The sequence below is a fragment of the Candidatus Liberibacter americanus str. Sao Paulo genome (genome assembly GCF_000496595.1).
Classification (GTDB): domain Bacteria; phylum Pseudomonadota; class Alphaproteobacteria; order Rhizobiales; family Rhizobiaceae; genus Liberibacter; species Liberibacter americanus.
Map to the genome: position 1 here is coordinate 139482 of NC_022793.1, position 17969 is coordinate 157450.

A 17969-nucleotide genomic window follows, 5' to 3' on the forward strand; every position below is an offset into this window, starting at 1 on the left:
GGAAAACAATTATTGTTAAATCAATCCATTTTTACAAAGTCGCCTTGGATTTTTTTACGAGGAGCTACAGAAATAAGTATATTTCCTGAAGAAGGCCCTCCTGAAGTAGCTTTTTCTGGATGTTCAAATGTTGGAAAATCATCTCTAATAAATAACCTACTTAACAGAAAAAATTTAGCGAGAACATCTAAGTCTCCTGGAAGAACTCAAGAAATAAATTTTTTCATACCTGATGGATACTCCGGAAGAATAGATGATCTTCCTCCAATAGCTTTAGTCGATATGCCCGGATATGGTCATGCTAAAGCACCTAAAAAAAATATTAGCGCATGGGGAAATGTGGTTGCAAGATATTTGCATGAACGCTCAACATTAAAACGTTTATATCTGTTAATTGACTGTCGTCATGGAATAAAAAAAACAGATGCTGACGTTTTTTCCATATTAAATAAAGATGCCATTTCTTATCAAATTATCCTAACAAAAATAGATAAAATCAAGAAACAGATGCTACAAGATGTCATAGATAAAACAAAACATGTATTGCGTTCGCATCCTGCTGCACATCCAGATATAATAGCCACCTCTTCTAAATGCGGAGAAGGAATATACAAACTACGAAAAGCCATTTTAGAAGCTATAAATTGTTAGTGAACAAAATTATTTTTGTTATATACTATAAAAAATAGATATTTGAAAGATCTTATTTAGAGATAGACCTAATCATGGCTATAATGTTTTTCTTATTTAGTAGGATATGATTAATGACAGAAAATATATGCAAATCTCAAGAAAATATTTTAGGACAAGCATTACCTTTTATTAAATTTTATGAAAATAGAACAGTCGTTATAAAATATAGCGGATATATTATGGATAGGACTGATCTAAGCAAAAGTTTTACAAGAGATATAGCCCTCTTAATAAAATCTAACATTATACCTATTATTGTTCATGGTGGAGGACCGCAAATAGGTGCTATGCTTAAAAAAATAGGAATAGAATCCAAATTTGAAAACGGACTACGAATAACAGATCGAGAAACAGTAGAAGTAGTAGAAATGGTTCTTGCTGGATCAATCAATAAAAAAATAGTATCATTGATTAATCAAGCTGGAATTAAAGCTGTTGGTTTATGTGGTAAAGATTGTAATATGGTATTTGCCAATAAATATAAAAAAAATTTAATAAATTCATTATCAAAAAATATAGAAAAAGTAGATCTAGGTTTTGTAGGGGAAATAGTAAAAATAGATCCTACTATTATTGATTTATTGTCAAAGGAAAGAATTATACCAGTCATAGCACCTATTGCTTCTGGATTAGACGGATCTACTTACAATATAAATGCAGATACTTTTGCTGGAGCTATAGCTGGAAAATTAGATGCAGCACGTCTTATATTCCTTACAAATGTTCCCGGAGTTATTGACAGAAACGGACAATTAATAAAAAAGCTATCGATAAAAGAAGCTCGCGATCTTATTGAAGATGGAACTATATCTGGAGGAATGATACCTAAAATTGAAACTTCAATTAAAGCAATTGAAAAAGGAGCTAAAGGGATAGCAATTCTTGACGGGAAAAAGTATCATTCAATTATTTTAGAAATGTTTACAGAGAATGGTTCTGGAACACTTTTAGAACCTTAATGTAAATTAGTTCAATATTACATTGTAAATAAATTTAGTCAAAAAATCAAATAAATAAACTTTATAACAAAATTAAAGAATATTTTTTATGATGATATCATCATATATTCATAAAAATTGTTCTAGTATACATATAATCCAGCATTATCATTACAATTATAAATTTATAATTGACAGTATATACTATATTATAATAGAAGTATAACTGTAAATTGAATGTTGATCACTGTCCCTTAATATTGATAGTAAATATGTAACAGATAAGGTTTTATGAAATAATAATCTATTTTATCTGATGTTTTTTACCGCAAAATATAAAAGAAGAATAAATGCAAAAATCTACATCCATTTCAGAAAAAAAATATATTAATACTAGAAGAAAATGGACCCATCAAGAAGCTCTTAAAATATATCAAATGCCTTTCAATGATCTATTGTTCAAAGCTCATACTATACATAGGGAAAACTTTGATCCTAACCAAATTCAGCTTAGTAAGTTACTAAATATTAAAACAGGAGGATGTCCAGAAGATTGTGGTTATTGCAATCAATCTATACATAGCAAATCAAAATTAAAAGCTTCAAAACTTATGGATGTTGATCAAGTCTTAAAAGAAGCTAAATTAGCTAAAAAAAGTGGAGCTACTCGATATTGCATGGGAGCTGCTTGGCGTGAACCTAAAAAAAGAGACATGGAATCTATTTCTAAGATGATACAAGGGGTAAAGTCACTTGGTCTAGAAACATGTATGACGCTTGGCATGTTGTCTGCTGAACAAGCTAAAGAATTATCGGAAGCAGGCCTTGATTACTATAATCATAATATTGATACATCTGAGAGATTTTATAGTAAAGTAATTACATCTCATACATTTAATGACAGACTTAAAACATTAAATAATGTGATCGAATCAGGAATAAAAGTATGCTGTGGAGGAATATTAGGGCTTGGAGAAACGATTAATGATCGTATTGATATGCTGATAACAATAGCTAATCTCTCAATCCCACCAGAAAGTATCCCAATCAATTTGTTAATTCCAATGCCGGGATCAAAATTAGAATACAATAAAAAAATTGATACAATTGAGCATATACGAATTATCGCATTGGCTCGCATATTAGTACCCAAATCTCGGTTACGTTTAGCTGCAGGACGATTGATTATGTCTGATGAACTCCAGGCTATTTGTTTTTTTTCTGGGGCAAACTCCATTTTTATTGGAGATAAACTGTTGACTGCTAAAAATCCTAATAACGATAAAGATTCCTCACTTTTTAATCGTCTTGGATTAAAGCCAGCTTTAAATGCATGAAAATGTAAAAATGTATTTTTATGAAAAAAAATTACAAAGATTAAAATTAAAAGGACGTTACCGCAAATTATTAAATAGTACGAATGGAATTGACTTTACTTCTCATGATTATCTTGCGCTTTCATCATCTCCAATTTTAAGAGAAAAGATATCGACTCATCTTAATTCTAATATCTCTATAGGATCAGGAGGATCAAGATTACTACGCGGCAATCATGAACATCATATAGAATTAGAAGAAGAAGCAGCTGATTTTTTCGGCTTTGAAAAAATGATGTATTTTGGGAGCGGATATACTGCTAATATTGCAGTTCTTTCAACTTTACCGCAAGCTAAAGATCTTATCGTATATGATAAATTGGTTCATGCAAGTATTAGAGATGGGATAAAATTAGGTGTAGCAGAAGCAATTTCTGTCGCTCATAATGATATAAATGCTTTCGCTGATGCCATTAATAAATGGCGTAAAAGTGGAGGAACGGGCTTACCATGGATTGTAATAGAAAGTATTTATTCAATGGATGGAGACATAGCACCCTTAAATGATCTTGTTAAAATTGCTAGTGACTGCCATGGTTTTTTGTTTGTAGATGAAGCTCATGCTACTGGTGTTTGCGGTCAAAATGGTAAAGGTCTTACATATAACATAAAAGAAAGAGATTCTTTAATAGTAATGCATTCTTGTAGCAAAGCTCTTGGTGCCTCAGGAGCTTTAGTAGGATTAAAAAAGATAATGTACGATTATCTAATTAATTATGCAAAACCATTTATTTATACAACATCTCCATCACCTTTATTAACAATAGCTACACAAGAAGCTTTAAGAATTATCAAAAGAGATCAAACTTTGAATGAATCTTTGACAAGACTTATTGATTCTACAGATAAAATTGCAAATAAAAAACTAGGTTTTTCAAGTAAATCCCATATACAACCCATAATTATAGGTGATGATATATCTACTCTAAAAATTTCTAAAAAACTACAATCTATAGGATTCGATATAAGAGCAGTACGTCCTCCGACTGTTCCTGTTAATAAATCAAGATTAAGGATTAGTATTACACTGAATGTAGACGTATTAAAAATTGTAAAACTTTTTGACATTATTCCTCAAATTATTTCCGAAGAAAATTCATGAAATTGCGTTTGGTTATAACTGGAACAGATACATCTATTGGTAAAACAATTTTTTCTGCAGCACTAGCAAACGCATTGAATGCATATTATTGGAAACCAATTCAATCAGGAATGGATGAAGAAACAGATAGCGAAATTGTCCAAAGAATTGGAGGTCTTCCAAAACATCATATTATACCAGAAGCTTGGAAATTAAAAAAACCTATATCTCCTCATTTATCTGCAGCAATAGATGGGATAGAAATCAATCCTAGTAAAATTAATGTACCTATCATAAATCATCACATTATTATTGAAGGAACTGGTGGATTGCTTGTCCCAATCAAAAATAAATATTTATTTATAGATCTAATCAAACGCTGGAATTTCCCAACTATCTTATGTGCAAGCACATCACTTGGAACAATAAATCATTGTCTACTTTCTTTAGAAAGCTTACGTAACCGTAATATAAAAGTTCTTGGCATTGCTTTTATTGGAGATCCACAGCCTGAAGTAGAAAAAACAATTACCAATATTGGACGCGTTCAATATCTTGGAAGATTGCCTAAAATTACACCCATAGAACCTGATATACTTCACCAAAATTTTCAAAAATACTTTGCAAAATCACTATTACAGGAAAAGTTCTATGAGCAATTTACAAAATAAATCGCCAATATGGCATCCTTTCGTACAACATTTTTTTTATGATTATTTTAAAAAGATCATTAAAACACAAGGATCTTATCTTATTGATGAAGATCATAATAAGGTCATAGACGCTATTTCTTCCTGGTGGGTAATTACTCATGGACATTGTCATCCAAAAATTATGAAGGCAATACGATCTGCTTCTGAAAATTTTGATCAGATAATTTTCGCCGAATATACACATGAACCAGCAGAACAACTTGCAAAATCACTTATTAATATAACTCCTTCTGGACTCAAATATGCATTTTTTTCTGATAGCGGCTCCACTTCAGTAGAAGTAGCAATAAAAATGGCACTAGGTTTTTTTTACAATAATAATATATCTCGCAATAAAATTATAGTTATGGAACATAGCTATCATGGTGATACAATAGGAGCAATGTCAGTTGGTATGCGAGGAGCATTTAATGATCCTTATAAACCTCTATTGTTTAATGTAAATGCAATTCCATTCCCATATTGCAATTCAGAACAAAAATCTATCGATTGTCTTGAAAAATATTGTAGTACGGGAAAAGTGGCGGCTTTATTAATAGAACCGCTTATACTAGGTGCTGGTGGAATGAAAATCTATAATCCTTATGTCTTAAAGGAATTTATACGTATAACAAAAAAATATAAGATATTTTTAATTATAGACGAAGTGATGACAGGATGGGGCAGAACAGGAAAGCCTTTTGCTTGTAATCATGCAGATATTACTCCTGATATACTTTGCTTATCAAAAGGAATTACAGGCGGATCATTACCGCTAGCAGTAACACTTTGTTCTGAAGAAATTTTTAACTCGCATGTGTCTTCTGATAGGAGGAAATCTTTCTTTCATTCAAGCTCGTATACTGCTAATCCCATTGCTTGCATGGCAGCACTAGCTAATATTAAAATATGGGAGGAAGAACCGGTAATGGAACGGATAGCCAACTTAGAAAAAATGCATGCTGAAAAACTGCTTTCACTACAATCAAATCCAAAAATTACTAATATTAGGCAAATTGGAACAATTGTAGCATTTGATTTAAATACCAAAAACAATGGTTATTTTGCAGAAAAAAATTTGGAAATAAAAAATTTTTTTCGAGATCGAAATATACTTATAAGACCTTTAGGAAATGTAGTATATTTGATGCCACCTTACTGTATAAATGCAAATGATCTAGATTATATATATAAAGCAATTAAAGAATACACCGATTTTTTGGAAAATAAATAATGAAAACTTATAGCCGTATTATTGGATTCGGACATTCTACACCTAGTCAATGTATTCATAATTATATAATTGAAAGACATTTAAATCTAAAATATGGCACAATAGAACAAAAGACAGGCATTAAATCTAGATATTGGGCAACCAAAGAAGAAACTCTAACCGATATTGCAATAAAAGCAGGAGAAATGGCATTAAAAGAGGCTTGTATTAATAAAAATGACATTGCCTTAACCTTGCTTGCAACTTCAACTCCTGATAACTTATTGCCACCATCATCACCTTTAATTACACACAAATTAGGACTTTTAAATTCTGGGGCTATTGATCTTACGGGAGCATGCTCAGGTTTTCTATATGCACTTGTATTTGCAGATAATTATATAAGATCTAATAAAAAACCAGTTCTAATAATTGCAGCTAATCTTCTAAGTAAACGTATTAACATGTCAGATAAAGATACTGCTATAATTTTTGGAGATGCAGCAGGATCTATTGTATTAATACCGTCAGAATCTAAAGATAAAAGAGGAGTTATAGGAATAAATCTTATGTCAGATGGAAGCAAATACGATTTGATAAAGGTTCCTTCATCTGGAACATATACTAATCAAAAAGACTTAAATATTAATGATTTTTTTATCAATCTTACTGAAGGTAATAATATTTTTTATAGTGCTGTAAAAATCATGACAAAATCAGCTCAAGAAGCATTAAAAATAGCTAAAATAAAAGCTACAGATATTAACCGTTTTATTCCACATCAAGCTAATAATCGAATTATTCAAAAAACATATGAAAAAATTGGACTATCTCAAAACACAGTTGTAAACTCGCTAAGTGAATTTGGAAATTCATCTGCAGCCACTATCCCCCTTTCATTATCATTAGAGAATAAGCGTCGATCATTTCGATGCGGTGAGATAATCTTACTATCAGCTGTAGGAGCAGGAATGACCGGAGGATCTGTTGTATTTATGATCTAATTATACCAAAATTACTTAACATAACATCGATATTTCCCCATGTAACATATTTTAACATATTAATCACAGCGGACTGGACCATAGGTCCTCTCCAAATCATAGCAGATTTATTATCGACTAGAGCAGCTATTGACATAATTTTAATGCCATATTTTTCGATAGGTTTAAGTTTATTTTTTCCCAATATTTCTGCTTTACAATCAATGTCTAGTAGTTTTGGGATCGAAGGACCATGGACATCCGCATCCAAAATCGCAACTCTATTTCCAATAGAACTCAAAGAACACGCTATATTAACTGCTGTCGTCGATTTGCCAACACCTCCTTTACCAGAGGCAACAGCTATAAAACTTACAATACCTTTAACAAAACTATTCTTAGAAGAAACTTTAAATACCTTATCATCTGTCAAAGTTACAACAGCACTTCCTATCTCAGGAACATCTTTAACTAATTCTTCAGCTCGTAAACGTAATGAATCTAATCCTGATGCTTCATCTATATCTACTCTTATCGAAAGATAGGCCTTATCCTTAACTATACAGATATCAGAAACACGACCCATATCAACAATGTTATGTTCATCACCTGATATATGCAATATCTTCAAAGAAGATATTATTCGGTCCTTTATATCTTTAATCATTATCAAAAAACCCACGATTAATATGGTTGCGGGGGTAGGATTTGAACCCACGACCTTCAGGTTATGAGCCTGACGAGCTACCATACTGCTCCACCCCGCGATAAAATAAAATCCGTGCTTTATAGACCTGGCAACGACCAACTCTCCCGCATCTTAAGATGAAGTACCATAGGCGCTGGGGCATTTAACGGCCGTGTTCGGAATGAGAACGGGTGCAGTAACCCCGCAAAAGCCACCAAGTCTATAAAAAACGGATATCTTTATACTATATATTATATATATGACTATTGACAATAAGAGCAATCAAGCCAATCGAGCTATTAGTACTGGTAAGCTACACTGGTTACCCAGCTTCCACATCCAGCCTATCAACGTGGTAGTCTACCACGGCTCTGATAGGGAATACTAGTTTTCAGGTGGGCTTCCCACTTAGATGCTTTCAGCGGTTATCCTTTCCGTATTTAGCTACCCTGCTATGCTCTTGGAAAAACAACAGGTCCACCAGAGATACGTCCATCCCGGTCCTCTCGTACTAGGGAAAGATCCTGTCAATATTCCTACACCCACGGCAGATAGGGACCGAACTGTCTCACGACGTTCTGAACCCAGCTCACGTACCGCTTTAATTGGCGAACAGCCAAACCCTTGGGACCTTCTCCAGCCCCAGGATGCGATGAGCCGACATCGAGGTGCCAAACAACCCCGTCGATATGGACTCTTGGGGGTCATCAGCCTGTTATCCCCGGCGTACCTTTTATCCGTTGAGCGATGGCCCTTCCACTCGGAACCACCGGATCACTATGACCGACTTTCGTCTCTGCTCGACTTGTCAGTCTCACAGTCAGGCAGGCTTATGCCATTGCACTCAACAAGCGATTTCCGACCGCTCTGAGCCTACCATCGCGCGCCTCCGTTACTCTTTCGGAGGCGACCGCCCCAGTCAAACTACCCACCATACAATGTCCCGGCACCGGATAACGGTGCGCGGTTAGACATCCACATCAATAAGGGTGGTATTTCAAGGATGGCTCCACAAAAACTAGCGCCTCTGCTTCAATGCCTACCACCTATCCTACACATGTCAATACAAATGCCAATGTAAAGCTATAGTAAAGGTGCACGGGGTCTTTCCGTCTAACCGCAGGAACCCCGCATCTTCACGGGGAATTCAATTTCACTGAGTCTGCGTTGGAGACAGTGGGGAAGTCGTTACGCCATTCGTGCAGGTCGGAACTTACCCGACAAGGAATTTCGCTACCTTAGGACCGTTATAGTTACGGCCGCCGTTTACTGGGGCTTCAATTCAGAGCTCTCACCCCTCCTATTAACCTTCCAGCACCGGGCAGGCGTCAGGCCCTATACTTCGTCTTACGACTTCGCAGAGCCCTGTGTTTTTGGTAAACAGTCGCTACCCCCTAGTTTGTGACACCTCTATCTGGTTGCCCAAATAAAGGTCACGCTTATCCCTAAGTTACGCGTGCAATTTGCCGAGTTCCTTCAACGCAGTTCTCTCAAGCGCCTTAGTATTCTCTACCTAACCACCTGTGTCGGTTTAGGGTACGGTCTATACGGTGGAGCTATTTCCTGGAACTAATTCAAAGCACATCTAATCCAATAAAATGTACAACTTACTTAATCCGTCACTTCCACCAGGCCCACAAATATTAATGTGGTTCCCATCAGCTACGCGTCTCCGCCTCACCTTAGGGGCCGGCTAACCCTGCTCAGATTAACTTTAAGCAGGAACCCTTGGTCTTTCGGCGAGAGGGTCTCTCACCCTCTTTATCGTTACTCATGTCAACATTCTCACTTCCGATACCTCCAGAGGTCCTCACAGATCCTCCTTCATCAGCTTACGGAACGCTCCGCTACCACTCGTTATAAAACAAGTCCTCATCTTCGGTGCATGGCTTTAGCCCCGTTACATTTTCGGCGCAGAAAACCTTATCTAGACCAGTGAGCTGTTACGCTTTCTTTAAATGATGGCTGCTTCTAAGCCAACATCCTGGTTGTTTTGGGATCTCTACTTCCTTTCCCACTTAGCCATGACTTCGGGACCTTAGATGGAGGTCAGGGTTGTTTCCCTCTCCACAATGGACGTTAGCACCCACTGTGTGTCTGCCAACTATTACTCCTCGGTATTCGGAGTTTGGCTAGGATCAGTAAGGCGGTAAGCCCCCATAGCCTATCCAGTGCTCTACCCCCGAGGGTATTCAGTTAACGCTCTACCTAAATAGATTTCGCGGAGAACCAGCTATCTCCGAGTTTGATTGGCCTTTCACCCCTATCCACAAGTCATCCCAATCTATTGCAACAGATACGGGTTCGGTCCTCCAATTGGTGTTACCCAATCTTCAACCTGCTCATGGATAGATCACTCGGTTTCGGGTCTAATGCAACAAACTAATCGCCCTATTAAGACTCGCTTTCGCTACGCCTACACCTATCGGCTTAAGCTCGCTTGTCACACTAAGTCGTTGACCCATTATACAAAAGGTACGCCGTCAGCCTCGCGGCCTTCGACTGTTTGTAGGCATTCGGTTTCAGGGTCTATTTCACTCCCCTAGTAGGGGTTCTTTTCGCCTTTCCCTCACGGTACTAGTTCACTATCGGTTATGCACGAGTACTTAGGCTTGGAGCGTGGTCGCCCCATATTCAGACAGGATTCCTCGTGTCCCGCCCTACTCAAGTATAAATATATCCATTACGTGTACAGGGCTATCACCTACTATGGCATACCTTCCCAGGTATTTCTACTTAAAATATATCTATCACTGGCCTGGTCCGCGTTCGCTCGCCACTACTAACGGAGTCTCAATTGATGTCCTTTCCTACAGGTACTTAGATGTTTCAGTTCCCTGCGTTCGCTTCTTTTACCCTATTTTATTCAAGTAAAGATACCCAAAAATACCTAAAAAATTAAACCTTACAGTTCACTTTCCTAGACATCTTAAGGTGGGTTCCCCCATTCGGAAATCTACGGATCAAAGCTTATTAGCAGCTCCCCTTAGCTTATCGCAGCATATCACGTCCTTCATCGCCTGTGCATACCAAGGCATCCACCAAATGCCCTTTTGCGCTTGATCACTCTCATTGTCAATAGTCATAATTATCATTATAACTTAAAATCAATCAAAAAAACATCATCTCTATAACAATGCTTCTTCAAGACCTATTCCTGAGATAAATTATCAACGTCCGGTTATCTAACGTCGGTAATATAAATGCTCGCATACAATGCAATCATCTATAATACAAAAAAATCTATCTTCTATTCAATTTTAATATATCTTATGTATTAAAACAAAAAAATATTAATAATTGCAAATGGTGGAGCCGAGCGGAATCGAACCGCTGACATCCTGCTTGCAAAGCAGGCGCTCTACCAGCTGAGCTACGGCCCCTAAAAATGGGTGGTGGGCCCAGGTAGACTCGAACTACCGACCTCACCCTTATCAGGGGTGCACTCTAACCGCCTGAGCTATGGGCCCTATTTAATAATAAACGACCCCATCATTCGCAAAAACATGGGAAAAGAAAGAGAAACTTGGACGGCGACATAAAAAACTGTCATTAATAAATAACAGATCATATCTTGAGCTTAACGCTCTATCTTTAAAAAATGCTAATATCATCAAATTAATCTAATAATAATAAACATCTTCCTTAGAAAGGAGGTGATCCAGCCGCAGGTTCCCCTACGGCTACCTTGTTACGACTTCACCCCAGTCGCTGACCCTACCGTGGCCGGCTGCCTCCTTACGGTTAGCTCACCGTCTTCAGGCAAAACCAACTCCCATGGTGTGACGGGCGGTGTGTACAAGGCCCGAGAACGTATTCACCGCGGCATGCTGATCCGCGATTACTAGCGATTCCAACTTCATGCACTCGAGTTGCAGAGTGCAATCCGAACTGAGATGGCTTTTAGGGATTAGCTCCGCCTCGCGACTTTGCAACCCTCTGTCACCACCATTGTAGCACGTGTGTAGCCCAGCCCATAAGGGCCATGAGGACTTGACGTCATCCCCACCTTCCTCCGGCTTATCACCGGCAGTCCCTATAAAGTTCCCAACTTAATGATGGCAAATATAGGCAGGGGTTGCGCTCGTTGCGGGACTTAACCCAACATCTCACGACACGAGCTGACGACAGCCATGCAGCACCTGTGTGTGGGTCTCCGAAAAGAAAATATCATCTCTGATATCGTCCCACCATGTCAAGGGCTGGTAAGGTTCTGCGCGTTGCATCGAATTAAACCACATGCTCCACCGCTTGTGCGGGCCCCCGTCAATTCCTTTGAGTTTTAATCTTGCGACCGTACTCCCCAGGCGGAGTGCTTAACGCGTTAGCTGCGCCACTGAATGGTAAACCACCCAACAGCTAGCACTCATCGTTTACAGCGTGGACTACCAGGGTATCTAATCCTGTTTGCTCCCCACGCTTTCGTGCCTCAGCGTCAGTATCAGGCCAGTGAGCCGCCTTCGCCACTGGTGTTCCTCCGAATATCAACGAATTTCACCTCTCCACTCGGAATTCCGCTCACCTCTCCTGAACTCTAGACAAACAGTATTAAAGGCAGTTCCAAGGTTGAGCCTTGGGATTTCACCTCTAACTTAATCGCCCGCCTACGCACCCTTTACGCCCAGTTATTCCGAACAACGCTCGCCCCCTTCGTATTACCGCGGCTGCTGGCACGAAGTTAGCCGGGGCTTCTTCTCCGGTTACCGTCATTATCTTCTCCGGCGAAAGAGCTTTACAACCCTAAGGCCTTCTTCACTCACGCGGCATGGCTGGATCAGGGTTGCCCCCATTGTCCAATATTCCCCACTGCTGCCTCCCGTAGGAGTCTGGGCCGTGTCTCAGTCCCAGTGTGGCTGATCGTCCTCTCAGACCAGCTATAGATCATCGCCTTGGTAGGCCTTTACCCCACCAACTAGCTAATCTAACGCGGGTTCATCTTTCTCCAATAAAATCTTTCCCTCTAAAGGCGTATACGGTATTAGCACACGTTTCCGTGCGTTATCCCGTAGAAAAAGGTAGATCCCCACGCGTTACTCACCCGTCTGCCGCTAGTACTTGCGTACTCGCTCGACTTGCATGTGTTAAGCCTGCCGCCAGCGTTCGTTCTGAGCCAGGATCAAACTCTCATGTTATTGCTAAAAACGCAAACATGCTCAAATCCTTCCGCTAATAACGTATATAAACGCATCAACTAGTTAGAAAAACATCTTAAACGTTCCTAAATCCATAATATTAATAAATAATATTACAAATATTAAAAATCGCCGTCCATGTCTCCCTTCCTTCTCCTTATTCCTTTGTCAAATACCAACCCGCAATATTAAACAGATCATTCTACTTTAGTCAACAAAAATACAAATACATATATATTTTTATATCACTTAATCTTATAACATATCTCTTATATCTTTTTTTAAACCTTATTTGACTCTATCAAATAAAAACTATATCCCCTAGAAACGTAAATCCTTAAAAAATAATAAAAAAGACTAATCTATAAAATATAACGATATACATCTGTATCTGATGTAAATTCTCCTATATGAGAACGAACATAATTAGCATCAATTACAATCTTTTTATCTTTATTCTCTGAAGCAGAAAAAGATATTTCATCCAAGACCCTTTCCATAACCGTCTGTAAACGACGAGCACCTATATCACCAACAGCGCTATTTAAACTTACTGCGACATCAGCAAGAGCATCTATAGAATCTTCTGTGAAATCCAATATTACACCTTCTGTTTTCATCAATTCTTTATATTGGATTATAAGATTGGATTCTGTATCCGTTAGAATTGAACGGAAATCATCTTTATTCAATGATTTTAGCTGCACACGTACTGGAAATCTACCCTGCATTTCAGGAAGAAGATCAGAAGGCCTAGAAACATGAAATGCACCTGAGGCAATAAACAAAATATGTTCAGTATTAACGGCACCGCATTTTGTTGAAACAGTAGCTCCTTCTACCAATGGCAAAAGATCTCTCTGCACACCTTCACGAGAAATCCCCATACCTTCCCTAGATTCACGTGTTACTATTTTGTCAATCTCATCTAGAAAAACAATTCCATAATTTTCAACCATATACACGCTCTCTCTATGAACAATATCCATATCAATTAATTGATCAGATTCATCACGCAAAAGCTCCGGATAGCATTTACGCACTGACATACGCATTTTTTTTCTACGGCCGCCACCCATTACTTTGGAAAATAATTCTGAGAGGTTTAGAACTCCTGTATTGACGCCAGCGCCAGGAATATCAAAACTAGACATATCGGGAGAAGTATCCGCTATATCTATATCTATATCCTTGTCATCAATTTCACCATTACGAAACTTTTTACGGAAAATATCCCGAGTAGAAGAAGATGCTGATTTTCCAACAAGAGCGTCTAATATTCTATCTTCCGCATTGATAACGGCCTGTTCTCTAACTTCATTACGCCTTTTATCACGTACAAGATTTACAGCTATATCGACAAGATCACGTATTATTTGCTCAACATTACGCCCGACATATCCAATCTCAGTAAACTTAGTAACTTCAACTTTGATAAAAGGAGCTCCTGCTAATTTTGCAAGTCGTCGAGAAATAGCTGTTTTCCCAACACCTGTAGGACCAACAAACAATATATTTTTTGGCATCACTTCATCACGTAAATCTTCAGGCAATTGCTGACGCCGCCAACGATTTCTAAGAGCTATAGCAACAGCACGTTTTGCATCCGACTGCCCAACAATATACCTATCAAGTTCAGAAACAATTTCACTTGGAGAAAAATTAAATTTGAGCATCATCCATCCTATCAAACATCGACTTCCAAAGTTTCCAACACAATCTCATGGTTGGTATAAATACAAATATCAGCCGCAATCGACATAGCTTCACGAGCAATTTCTTCAGCTGTTTTCTCTGTTTTAATCAAAGCACGAGCTGCCGCGAGAGCATAAGCCCCTCCCGAACCAATTGCCATGATACCATACTCCGGCTCAAGAACATCACCTGTACCTGTAATCACCAATGTTGTCATCCTATCAGCTATAAGCATCATAGCTTCAAGATTGCGCAAATATTTATCCATACGCCAATCTTTAGTCAACTCAACAGATGCTCGCAAAAGCTGCCCAGGATACTGTTCAAGCTTTTTTTCTAATCTTTCTATCAGAGCAAAAGCATCTGCAGAAGTGCCTGCAAAACCAGCTATAATATTACCTTTACTTAACCTACGAATTTTACGAGCATTGCCCTTCATAATAGTATTGCCAAGACTTACTTGCCCGTCACCAGCAATTACAGCAATACCGTTTTTACGTACAGTCAAAATTGTTGTAGCATACATCTTAAGATTAGAATTGCATTCACCCATAGCTATCATTATTACCTATATCCAATGTTTAAAAACAGAAATAACTATCTCCTAATAAGAGATGTATTATAATATCTATTATTCCAAATGCAATCTAGTAAAGTTTTAATGCTGAATATGGTTCTTAATATAATCTTGATATATCATATTTTAAATATACAAAAATAAAAATATTATGGTTATTAGTAATATTTAACAAAAATATAATTAACAAATGACGTAATAAACTACCATTGTAGTTAAAGATAAAAAAATACTCTTGAAGAAAGCTAATTATTTTTCAACCATGACGTAAATAAGTCTATTATTTTCGTAATATGGTCGATTATCACAGGTGGATTTACCATAGAGTATATTTTTAATTAATTATATATTTTTAGAATTATTAAAAAGATGGATTGACTTTGCCTAATGACCATAAAAACCAACATCCTCATGTATCGAAAATGCTTTAAAGCTAGGACTTAAAAATATTATTTTCTACGATATAAAGCTTATAGATGAAAAGTTTTTTATATACATATAATAATTGTATTCATTCTATTACATCATATAATGATAATTAGACGAAAATCTATACATCAATGTACATTAAATTGTTAAGGGAATTAATATATTACAACAAAATCATTCTCTAATAAAATAAACATATAATACTAATAGGCCTCTTTCTTTTTTCTATCGAAGTAGACAACCACAAAAAACAATTTACGCTGAATCGTAATATATAATAAAAAAATCAATCGCAGTAAGGCACAATAAGGAATGGATTTTTTCCCTATTCAAGTTTATCCATATCTCTCTATCCCCTAAATCCAACAACAATAGAACTATCAGAATTAGTTTCAAATTTAGCAAAATTACGCGCAAACATTGACAATAACTTTTTCATATTTAGATCATAAGAACAGCCATCAGACCAAGATTGTCGAGGGTTTAAATATTTTTTATCTACTCCTTTTACCTCAAGCGGAACAGAAAATCCAAAATTATCATCAAGACGATAAGGATAATTTTTAATAGAATCATTAAAAATAGCATCTAATAAGATACGTGTAACACATATAGGGACACGATTACCTATGCCATATGGACCAGATGTCCAGCCAGTATTAATCAGCCAACAATTAGCTTTATATTTTTTAATATAATCCTTGAGTATATTACCATATTGCAAAGGATCTCTTGGCATAAAAGGAGCTCCAAAACAAGCTGAAAATGTTGCCTCTGGCTCTAAAACTCCTTTTTCCGTGCCAGCAAGTTTTGCAGTATAGCCAGAAAGGAAGTAATAAACAGATTGTTCAGTTGTTAAACGAGCGATTGGAGGAAGGACCCCAAATGCATCAGCAGTTAACATAATGACGTGCCGAGGAAAATGTCCTATAGCCGTACGTGAATGATTAGAAATAAATTCTAAAGGATAGGCAGCTCTAGTATTTTCTGTCATGGAGCTATCATTGAAATCAGGGATTCCATTATCATCAATTATAACATTTTCAAGTATTGTTCCAAAACGACATGATGCAGAAAAAATATCCGGCTCCATTTCTTTTGAAAGATTTATTGCCTTTGCATAGCATCCATCTTCAAAATTAAATACGCCTTCATCGCTCCAAGCGTGCTCATCATCTCCTATAAGCGATCTTTTAGGGCTGGCTGAAAGTGTTGTTTTGCCAGTGCCAGAAAGCCCGAAAAACAAAGCCACATCACCCTCATCTCCTATATTTGCAGAGCAATGCATTGGCATAATTCCATATTCTGGGAAAGAATAATTAAGATAGGTGAATATCGACTTCTTTATCTCTCCTGCATATGAAGTACCGCCTATCAATATCAATCTTGAGCTAAAATCAATTGCTATTATTGTAGTAGAACGACATCCATGACGATCTGGGTTAGCATGAAAATCAGGCAAAACTACTACTTTCAAACTAGTATCAGCAGATGTGGAAGAGTCATATTTTTTGCTCTTTAACAAGTTTCGAATAAACAAAGAATGCCATGCGTATTGAGTCACAACACGCACATCTAATGAATTTTTAGTATAAGGGCATGCCTCTAAATCCTGCAAGAATAACTCTTTGCCTCTAATATAATCCAACATATCTTTTTTTAATACGGAAAAATTAGCTGGGGAAATATTAGCATTATTATTCCAGAAAACATTTTTTTCAGTGGCATCATCACGCACAATAAATTTATCAAGGGGAGAGCGACCTGTATGCTGACCAGTTAAAGCCCTCAACGCGCCATGACACGTAATAATTGTATTCTCCTCGCGACGGATAGATTCTTCATAAAGCTTACTTATAGGCATGTTATAATGAATACAAGAAGCTGTCCCTAAATCAAATACACCCATAAATCCCCCATGCAAAGTCATAATTCAATAATGTCAAGCATTATTTTAATACACATAATACGTAATTAATGCAATTATATTATTTAGCAAATACAAGGGTGGGGATAGATGATGTTATAACTTTCTTAACTAAGTAATATGGACAATAATTTATTTTTTGATAATTAAAAAACACAATATTTCTTCATATAAAATATAATATAATTGGAAATAATATTACTTTAAAATAAGATAGATACAAAAGTAATGATTAATTTGATAAAAAGTAATACAAAAGATATTTGATTAAATATCTTTTGTATTTGAAATATTGACCTAAGATAAGGCATTGCTTAAGATAGAGGAAATAATCAGGGGTTATTATTATAGCTAGTTGATATATAAAAAGTTTTTGTAGCTTCAGCATTAAGTGTTATTGCAAATTTTTAAAGAGAAGTATTCATGATAATGTCTCTAGCTATTTCTAAAAAATCAAGAAAATACTTGTTTTGATTCATGCCTCACGTAAATATTGAGATAAAAATAGGAAAAGATAGCAAACATCACTCAACAATATTTTCATT

Annotated in this window: 11 protein-coding genes, 3 tRNA genes and 3 rRNA genes; 7 read left to right on the top strand and 10 right to left on the bottom strand. The window is 36.7% G+C overall.

What is annotated here, in order from left to right:
* The first annotated feature begins 12 nt into the window (after window positions 1-12).
* The 7 genes from yihA to LAM_RS00595 all read left to right on the top strand — a co-directional run bounded on the left by yihA (window position 13) and on the right by LAM_RS00595 (window position 6997).
* Complete coding sequence (yihA, locus tag LAM_RS00565) at window positions 13-651, top strand: ribosome biogenesis GTP-binding protein YihA/YsxC (RefSeq protein ID WP_007556806.1); 639 nt, start codon at window positions 13-15, stop codon at window positions 649-651.
* Between the two features lie 113 nt (window positions 652-764).
* Entirely contained in the window at window positions 765-1652 is an 888-nt protein-coding gene (gene argB / locus LAM_RS00570; RefSeq protein WP_007556805.1) for an acetylglutamate kinase, read from the top strand.
* Between the two features lie 329 nt (window positions 1653-1981).
* The gene (gene bioB / locus LAM_RS00575) at window positions 1982-2968 is read left to right on the top strand and encodes a biotin synthase BioB (RefSeq protein WP_007556804.1); all 987 of its coding nucleotides are present in this window, start codon (window positions 1982-1984) and stop codon (window positions 2966-2968) included.
* Complete coding sequence (locus LAM_RS00580; protein ID WP_007556803.1) at window positions 2961-4109, top strand: 8-amino-7-oxononanoate synthase; 1149 nt, start codon at window positions 2961-2963, stop codon at window positions 4107-4109. Before bioB ends, LAM_RS00580 begins: the two co-directional genes overlap by 8 nt.
* Complete coding sequence (bioD, locus tag LAM_RS00585; RefSeq protein ID WP_007556802.1) at window positions 4106-4759, top strand: dethiobiotin synthase; 654 nt, start codon at window positions 4106-4108, stop codon at window positions 4757-4759. The genes LAM_RS00580 and bioD overlap by 4 nt, the downstream gene beginning before the upstream one ends.
* Window positions 4740-6014 carry an adenosylmethionine--8-amino-7-oxononanoate transaminase gene (locus tag LAM_RS00590; protein ID WP_007556801.1) on the top strand — a complete coding sequence of 425 codons (1275 nt, stop codon included), beginning with the start codon at window positions 4740-4742 and terminating at the stop codon, window positions 6012-6014. Before bioD ends, LAM_RS00590 begins: the two co-directional genes overlap by 20 nt.
* Complete coding sequence (locus LAM_RS00595) at window positions 6014-6997, top strand: beta-ketoacyl-ACP synthase III (protein WP_023466147.1); 984 nt, start codon at window positions 6014-6016, stop codon at window positions 6995-6997. Before LAM_RS00590 ends, LAM_RS00595 begins: the two co-directional genes overlap by 1 nt.
* Here LAM_RS00595 and LAM_RS00600 read toward each other — a convergent pair.
* The 10 genes from LAM_RS00600 to pckA form a co-directional block, all read right to left on the bottom strand.
* Window positions 6987-7643 carry a P-loop NTPase gene (locus LAM_RS00600; RefSeq protein ID WP_023466262.1) on the bottom strand — a complete coding sequence of 219 codons (657 nt, stop codon included), beginning with the start codon at window positions 7641-7643 and terminating at the stop codon, window positions 6987-6989. The two genes, LAM_RS00595 and LAM_RS00600, sit on opposite strands and share 11 nt — an antisense overlap.
* A 23-nt stretch (window positions 7644-7666) precedes the next feature.
* Window positions 7667-7743 (bottom strand) — tRNA-Met (locus LAM_RS00605).
* A 25-nt stretch (window positions 7744-7768) separates the two neighbouring features.
* A 5S ribosomal RNA gene (gene rrf / locus LAM_RS00610) occupies window positions 7769-7883 on the bottom strand.
* Between the two features lie 59 nt (window positions 7884-7942).
* A 23S ribosomal RNA gene (locus LAM_RS00615) occupies window positions 7943-10729 on the bottom strand.
* A gap of 242 nt (window positions 10730-10971) precedes the next feature.
* Window positions 10972-11047, bottom strand: a tRNA-Ala gene (locus LAM_RS00620).
* Between the two features lie 10 nt (window positions 11048-11057).
* A tRNA-Ile gene (locus LAM_RS00625) sits at window positions 11058-11134 on the bottom strand.
* A 179-nt stretch (window positions 11135-11313) separates the two neighbouring features.
* Window positions 11314-12796, bottom strand: a 16S ribosomal RNA gene (locus tag LAM_RS00630).
* The 16S, 23S and 5S rRNA genes sit together here with 3 tRNA genes alongside, the layout of an rRNA operon.
* A gap of 362 nt (window positions 12797-13158) precedes the next feature.
* Window positions 13159-14475: an ATP-dependent protease ATPase subunit HslU gene (gene hslU / locus LAM_RS00635; protein ID WP_041185281.1), complete on the bottom strand. Its 1317-nt coding sequence runs from the start codon at window positions 14473-14475 to the stop codon at window positions 13159-13161.
* An 8-nt stretch (window positions 14476-14483) separates the two neighbouring features.
* A complete protein-coding gene (gene hslV / locus LAM_RS00640; RefSeq protein WP_007556797.1) occupies window positions 14484-15044 on the bottom strand; it encodes an ATP-dependent protease subunit HslV in 561 nt (186 codons plus the stop codon).
* Between the two features lie 802 nt (window positions 15045-15846).
* Window positions 15847-17406: a phosphoenolpyruvate carboxykinase (ATP) gene (gene pckA / locus LAM_RS00645; RefSeq protein WP_007556796.1), complete on the bottom strand. Its 1560-nt coding sequence runs from the start codon at window positions 17404-17406 to the stop codon at window positions 15847-15849.
* Between the last annotated feature and the right edge of the window lie 563 nt (window positions 17407-17969).